Origin of the sequence: Spiroplasma endosymbiont of Lariophagus distinguendus (assembly GCF_023846195.1) — a bacterium.
In the GTDB taxonomy this organism is placed as follows: domain Bacteria; phylum Bacillota_I; class Bacilli_A; order Mycoplasmatales; family VBWQ01; genus Spiroplasma_E.
This window is the reverse complement of the sequence record NZ_JALMUW010000059.1, coordinates 1-6467: the sequence shown is the minus strand read 5'-3', so window position 1 is coordinate 6467 and position 6467 is coordinate 1. Positions and strand designations below refer to the sequence as shown.

General features: G+C 22.7%; 10 protein-coding genes. 4 read left to right on the top strand and 6 right to left on the bottom strand.

Going from position 1 to position 6467, the window contains the following annotated elements; all coding sequences use genetic code 4:
- Positions 1 to 310: 310 nt before the first annotated feature.
- The 3 genes from M0D11_RS04950 to M0D11_RS04940 form a co-directional block, all read right to left on the bottom strand.
- Entirely contained in the window at positions 311 to 721 is a 411-nt protein-coding gene (locus tag M0D11_RS04950) for a hypothetical protein (protein ID WP_252320640.1), read from the bottom strand.
- A 440-nt stretch (positions 722 to 1161) separates the two neighbouring features.
- Positions 1162 to 2340, bottom strand: a complete 1179-nt coding sequence (locus tag M0D11_RS04945) for a hypothetical protein (protein ID WP_252320638.1) — start codon at positions 2338 to 2340, stop codon at positions 1162 to 1164.
- Positions 2341 to 2840: 500 nt separating this feature from the next.
- Positions 2841 to 3074, bottom strand: a complete 234-nt coding sequence (locus M0D11_RS04940; RefSeq protein ID WP_252320636.1) for a hypothetical protein — start codon at positions 3072 to 3074, stop codon at positions 2841 to 2843.
- Between the two features lie 119 nt (positions 3075 to 3193).
- On the opposite strand from M0D11_RS04940, the gene M0D11_RS04935 reads away from it, so the two are divergent.
- The 4 genes from M0D11_RS04935 to M0D11_RS07290 all read left to right on the top strand — a co-directional run bounded on the left by M0D11_RS04935 (position 3194) and on the right by M0D11_RS07290 (position 4408).
- The gene (locus M0D11_RS04935) at positions 3194 to 3346 is read left to right on the top strand and encodes a hypothetical protein (RefSeq protein ID WP_252319288.1); all 153 of its coding nucleotides are present in this window, start codon (positions 3194 to 3196) and stop codon (positions 3344 to 3346) included.
- Positions 3347 to 3349: 3 nt separating this feature from the next.
- On the top strand, positions 3350 to 3637 hold the full coding sequence (locus tag M0D11_RS04930) for a hypothetical protein (RefSeq protein ID WP_252320634.1): 288 nt from the start codon (positions 3350 to 3352) through the stop codon (positions 3635 to 3637).
- 109 nt (positions 3638 to 3746) lie between these two features.
- Positions 3747 to 4298, top strand: a complete 552-nt coding sequence (locus M0D11_RS07295) for a DDE-type integrase/transposase/recombinase (protein ID WP_252320632.1) — start codon at positions 3747 to 3749, stop codon at positions 4296 to 4298.
- Entirely contained in the window at positions 4199 to 4408 is a 210-nt protein-coding gene (locus M0D11_RS07290) for an IS3 family transposase (RefSeq protein ID WP_252320642.1), read from the top strand. Before M0D11_RS07295 ends, M0D11_RS07290 begins: the two co-directional genes overlap by 100 nt.
- Positions 4409 to 4421: 13 nt before the next feature.
- Here the strand turns inward: M0D11_RS07290 and M0D11_RS04915 are convergent, their stop codons facing one another.
- From M0D11_RS04915 to M0D11_RS04910, 3 genes are all read right to left on the bottom strand, one after another.
- Positions 4422 to 4754, bottom strand: a complete 333-nt coding sequence (locus M0D11_RS04915) for a hypothetical protein (RefSeq protein ID WP_252320630.1) — start codon at positions 4752 to 4754, stop codon at positions 4422 to 4424.
- Positions 4755 to 5049: 295 nt separating this feature from the next.
- Positions 5050 to 5502: a TraM recognition domain-containing protein gene (locus M0D11_RS07450; protein ID WP_368862542.1), complete on the bottom strand. Its 453-nt coding sequence runs from the start codon at positions 5500 to 5502 to the stop codon at positions 5050 to 5052.
- 21 nt (positions 5503 to 5523) lie between these two features.
- Positions 5524 to 6467, bottom strand: a 944-nt coding sequence (locus M0D11_RS04910) for a helicase HerA domain-containing protein (RefSeq protein WP_252320628.1), incomplete at its 5' end; no start/stop codon positions are given.

Below are 6467 nucleotides of genomic sequence, written 5' to 3'. Positions count from 1 at the left end.
ATTTTTCACATATTGGTTTTTAGTAAAGAAATTTATCCATGATTACTTGATTGAGTTGACAATAACTGAACTCTTATAAATTATGGGTGTGTTTTTAATACAATAGCAGGCCTTCTATTTTGCTTACCCTCGTGTTCATCACCCGATATACAAACAATAATGCCACGGCCTTTTTTAAGTTTTCATCAATTAATTTCTTGCATGTAAACTCAACTTTCCTAAAATTTGATATATATACTTTTATCGTATAATTAATTTGTTAGTACAGGTAATACTGTGCAAGGGGGTATATCCCTCACACTGCCCAACATTAAGTTGGGTATTTATTTTTAGTTATTATTTTTTTAATTTCATTAATAGCGTTCTGTAATTCTTCATCTCATATATATAAATTAAGATTTTCATTTTCATTGTAACCTTTTTCTTGTTCAATATATGCCCAGTGAAAGTTTAATTCATTAAAACGAGTAAGTATTTTTTTTCTTGTATTAATATCAGAATCAAAATTAATTGTTAATATTCTAATAATAGTAGATGGAATATTAGAATTATAATCTCTTGTAATAATTAAAGGTAACTCAGGTTTTATAATATCTAATTCCCTTTTAAGCAACTTTCTTGTTAATTGACTAAAAGTTAAATCATTTTCTTTACAATATTTTTGTGTTTTATCTTTTAGTTCCTTTTCCATTCAAATTTGAACTCTTACATCTTTCTTCATTATTTTAACGCTCCTTATTTGATTTTTAATGTTATAATTATACTCCTATATAGGCGTATAAATAAAGTTATTTAATATAAAATATAATATTTTAATTTTTTTAAAGAAAAAATAAAGTTAAGACATCTAGCTTTAATGAAAAACTATCTTTACAGACTTCTAGGCAGTTAAACTAACTGGAGATATCACTCTTTGTAACAATTTTTGCCATTTAAAATTTTATCAATACTATATCCATGCAATATTTATTTTTTAATACTTATTATTATTTGTATTACATTGTATAATTCACTCCTTTTTAGTTATATGCCTTTATTTGGTTCATATTTGCTGTTTTTAGCGATATTTTTATTTTGAATATAAAACTATTCATCAAGCCTTAGTTATGAGACTTTTTTATGTAATGTTAACAACTTTCACTTTATAATCATTTTTAAAGATTATAAAATTTTTGGTAAATCAATTCTAAAAAATTTATCTAATTTCTCTCATGCAATATTACGCTGATTTTCAGGTGTTTCAATTCATTGTGCAAATCCCTCTGCAAATAATTCATTAATTGATGTTCTTCCATAATTACTTCTTACAATAGCATAAGATAATAATTTTTGATAAATTGGGTCATTTATTTTGGTACCATTTGCTAATGATGAAATCATATATTTTTCTGGACTGTTTAATTGCTGACTAGAATTATTTTGTGAAATTTTTAATGATTTATAAAAATAATTATCTAATTGGAAAATATTTTGATTATCAACAAAATAATTAATCTTCTGTCTTCCTTTTAAATCTAATGATAAAAAATTACTTAAAGCATGACCATATTCATGAACTAATGAATGAACAATATTTTTATTTGATCAAAAACCAAAAATGTAATTTTTAATTGCAGTTTCATTAGAAAAAACTACATTACTAAGACTTATCATTTGAGTGCAATTTAAATAATAACCATAATTAGGTTCAAATTTTCAAAATTTTAAACCTTTGGTTTGTGCTGCTATGTGATTTTTATCTAATAATTGGTCATAATCAATTTTGTAAACTAATTTTAATATATTATTTTTTCCATATAATTTTGAAAAGATATTATAAAATTTAAGAATTTCATTTTTAATTTCATTTTTATATTTTGTTAAAATATTTATTTTTTGAAATAAATCTTCAAAATTTATATTTACTTTTTTAGTTGTATTAAGATAAGTATCATTTATTTGTGTTTGTAAATCATTAAAATCATTAAAACTATCTTTATTGTTTTCCAAATCATTAAAATCATTAATTGACTTTTCATTTGCTTTATATTTAATTTTTTCTTCTAAATTATTAATAAATTCTCATTTTTTCTTACTTTTATTAAATCAGTTTTCTGAATTTGTTAAATATCAATTTTTCACATTACTAGTATCTATCCCAAAAAAATTTAAACGATCACTTATTATTTTACTGGTTCTTTTATTTATGTCAGGAACAATGTAATCACCAGAAATATCTTGTTCAGTTTCATCAGATCAATCATAATTATTGTTAGTACATCCTCATCTACAAGCAGAAATATTGATTATCGTTGCACTAACTAGAATATAATTTAAAAAAAATCTAATTTTTTTCTTCATAACAATTTCTCCTTAATTTAGTTTTCTTTAAATTAGTTATAGCGGTTTCTTTTCTTTTTGTTTGGTTCTTTATTTTTGTTTATCTTTACCGCTATAAAGAAAAGAAAAATAAAGAATATATTACCAACAAGCATTAAGCTGAAACCCCGCACTGTCAACATCGTTGGGAGTGTGGGGTTTCGGGTGATTGGCGTGCCAAAATGCTTATTGGTAATATAATTTTTCGCATTTTTTTTTAATAATTAATTATTAAAAAATTATGATTAAGTTATTAACTATATTATATAATATTTTTTGTGAATGGTATTGTTGAATATATTGTAAATGGTATTGTTAGGAAAATCGAAAAATAAAAATAAAAACATCATGAAAAATGTTTTTATTTAAAACTGTGCTATTATTTAGTTGGAGACACTTTTGCTTTCCTATGCGTTGTGTCTTTGAGCGAAATGGTAGTTTTTAACTGAAAATTGGTTTGTCCAATTCTTCAGTTATTTTTTTTATGTCGAGCTGTCGTTGTTGATAATTAGTAGTTTGATATGAGTTTGATATGAGTTTGATATGTTATTACTATTTACTAAATCATTTTCAGATACTTTGTTATCTTTATTTTTTTGTAAAGATAACAAATAGTTTTTGAATTGTTCTTTTTCTTTTGCAACTTGTTTTTTATGTCATTCCATGCTTTCTTGTGCATTTTTAAATTGCATTAAAAATGGATTTGATTGTTGCATGTTTTTAAATCGTTGATTTTCAACAGTTAAAAAATGTAAACCTGAACATCTAGAATAAAGTAGACACAGAATTGTAACCTTTGTGTTAAAAATACTTTAAGGAAGGTGTTCATTTTTTTATGGCTAAATGATTATCAAAAGAAGAAAAGTTAAAAATAATAAAAATAAGTAAAATTAAAACAATTGATAAAACCGCATTAGAGTATGGTATTGGTCGATCATCAATAAAAGAATGAATTAAAGCATATAAATTATTAGGTGAAAAGGTTTAGAATATGGCAATGGAATTCGTGCTAAAAACCAAAAGAACAGGTCGACCCAAATCTTTAAATTTTAATGACATGACAAAACAAGAATTAATTGAATATATTGAGGCAATGAATGATATAAAAGTATTTAGAAAATCGACAAAAAGAAGAAATATTTTGTGATTTTCTCCTGAAGAAAAATATCAGATTAGTTATTTATGTTGATTGCTAAATGTTTCAAAATCAGGATATTATAAGTGAATTAAGAATGGAATGAATGAATTTAATAAATGAGATACATTTTGGCTAATATAATTAAAAATATTTTTATGAATTTCAAGAAATTTATGGTTATAAAATGATAACTTTATGAATTAATAAAATTTATAATTTAAAATTAAAATTTCATGTTGTATATAGATATATGAGAAATATGGGTTTAAAAGCTAAAGTTCGCATAAAGAAATTTGATTATAGAACTAAATCAGGAAGTTTAAGATATGATAATTTATTAAAACGTGATTTTTCAACCACTGATTTAAATCAAAAATTAGGTACTGATATAACTTATTTATTAACTAATGGTAAAACATATTATTTATCAATTGTTAAAGATTTTCATAATAATGAAATATTAGATTATAAAATAAGCTCAAGTTTAGATATGACATTTGTTGTCCAAAATATTATTCAAGTTTGAGTTAATGCTCAAAAACCTAATTCATGAATTTTGCAATCAGATCAAGGATTTCACTATACAAATCCTTCATATAAAACTTTATGTGATGAATTAAAAATAAAAATTTCAATGTCTAGAAGAGGTAATTCTTGTGATAATGGTGCTACTGAATCTTGATTTGGAACAATGAAAACAGAATTTTTATATCAAATTCCAAGAAAAATAGAACTATTGAATGAATACAAGACAACTTACCTAAATATATTTACTTTTATAATAACCATCGACCTCAAATAAAATTAAAAGGAATGAGTCCAATCGAATATCGATTAGCTCATTCCAAATTAACAAATAATTACTTCATACCTATAAATTTAACACTACAAATACTATTTTATAAAATTTAATAAAAGGTTACTTTTATTGTCCACTTTTCTTGACAAGTTCACCTTTTAGGTTATAATTTTTAATTAAATCGTTGCCACTGATTTTTTCTTTTCAGTTTTTTTGTGCGTCATAGCAATTATAAATATAATTTGGTTTAATACCAATTAAGTAGTTTTTTTTATTTTTGTCTAAAAAACAAAATTTTTTAGGTATTGAAATGTATTTTTCAAAAATTCTAATTTGGTAACTATCATCAGTAAATTTTTTATTTATATTATTTTTAGGTATAAAAAAATTAGAAATATCTTTTGCAATATTTAACTGATTAAATGTTTTTACTTGATTATTATTTTGTTGTACTTGCATAATTATATGCTCCTGTCTGTGAAATAAATAATAATAAAAGGTAATATGTTTTGTAATTTTTAAATATAAATAAAAAAGTGAATAAGAAGTAATTATTTTACTAAACCTATTCACACAAATTTTTGATGTGATATAATTATACAAACACCTTGTATTGTGTTTACATAATTATCAACCCTTTATAAATGTTTGGTCACATTTATTTAGGTACATAGGTTTAGTAGTTTGTATCTACTAAATCTTTTTTTATTGTTATCATTATATCATAAATAATGTATGTTTATTATTTAGGTAATTATTCAATTTTTATGATTTTAACTTTTTTAATAAACGTTTCTCCACTTGGAAGAGTGGTTTTAAAATAGCATTCGCCAATTTTAAGGGTTTTAAGGTTGTTTGGGTGAACAATAAATTCATCAACTGAACGTACAGAACCCATATTTGCAGTGCTATTTTTAAAGTCAATTTGTCTAGTTATTTTTTGAGTTTCCTTAGTTCCAAAAACTTTTGCTATATATTCAGGACTTTCAACATCGTTTACTCTATGTGCAATGATGTTCGTGACATTTCCAAATATTGTATTTAGAAGTTTTATCTTTTCAGTTGCTAAGTCATCTGTTACTTGAAAAGATAAAAAACATTGGTAGTTAAAACTTCTGGTTTTATTGATTAAATTGATAATGCTATCACTTGCAAAAACGTTAAACTCATCTAAAATAACATTGATTTTTTGTTTTTTAGGTTTGATTGTTGTTAGTTCTTTTAAATCTTAAATAATAATTTTTCCAACTGCACTAGCTAGTTTTGGATACATTAGAGAATTTATGCTAAACAAAATAGTTTTATGATTAGTAATCAATTCTAGTAGATTATTATTTTCCCCTAAACTGTTTTTTAATTGAATGTTATAAATATTTAATTGATTATAAAGTCCATTTATTTCTTTTTCATCAAAATTAGATAGTAAAGAAATTTGATTATTATTAAATTTTATTAATTTTTCTAATTTTTTTATTGGAAAATAATTAATCATATTATCAAAAGTAATAGATATATTATTTGTTAATAATACATCTAGTAGCAATAATAAATAGTTATGAGCTATATTTTGATAATATGGTTCAGTAAAATCAAATAAGCTCATAATTTTATCTGCTAAAACAATATTATTTTTAGAAGCTAAGGGATTATATTGATTGTCACCATTTATTGTTCAAATAAAAGCATTATTATCGATAGTTTTAACTTTGTTTATTAAATCAATATCACCTTTCCCATCAATAATTATGGTAGTTTCACCAAATTTAAATGTTAGTTGTTTTACAATTTTGATTAATGTTGTAGTTTTACCACTACCAGTAGTACCAATCAATAAAGTGTGTTGAGTTAAATTAGATTTTATTAAACCAATTTTATTGTCTAACATAACTAAATTATTTTTAGGAATTTTTTTAAATTCTTGTACTATTTTCTTTTCTTTTTTCTTTTGTTCATAGCTAAACATATCAAAGTTTTTTCATTTTTGATAAAGAATAAAAGAAGAAAAAATCATTGTAATTAAAGTAGCAATAATTGCAGAAATATTGAAACAAATATCTTCTTCAAATGCTATTGAAAAATTATTTCAATTAACAGATTTTAGTTTTATACCAGCATAAGCAATAGCAACAACAATGTTAATTAAACAAATCAAAAAAATGAAAGTTAAAAACA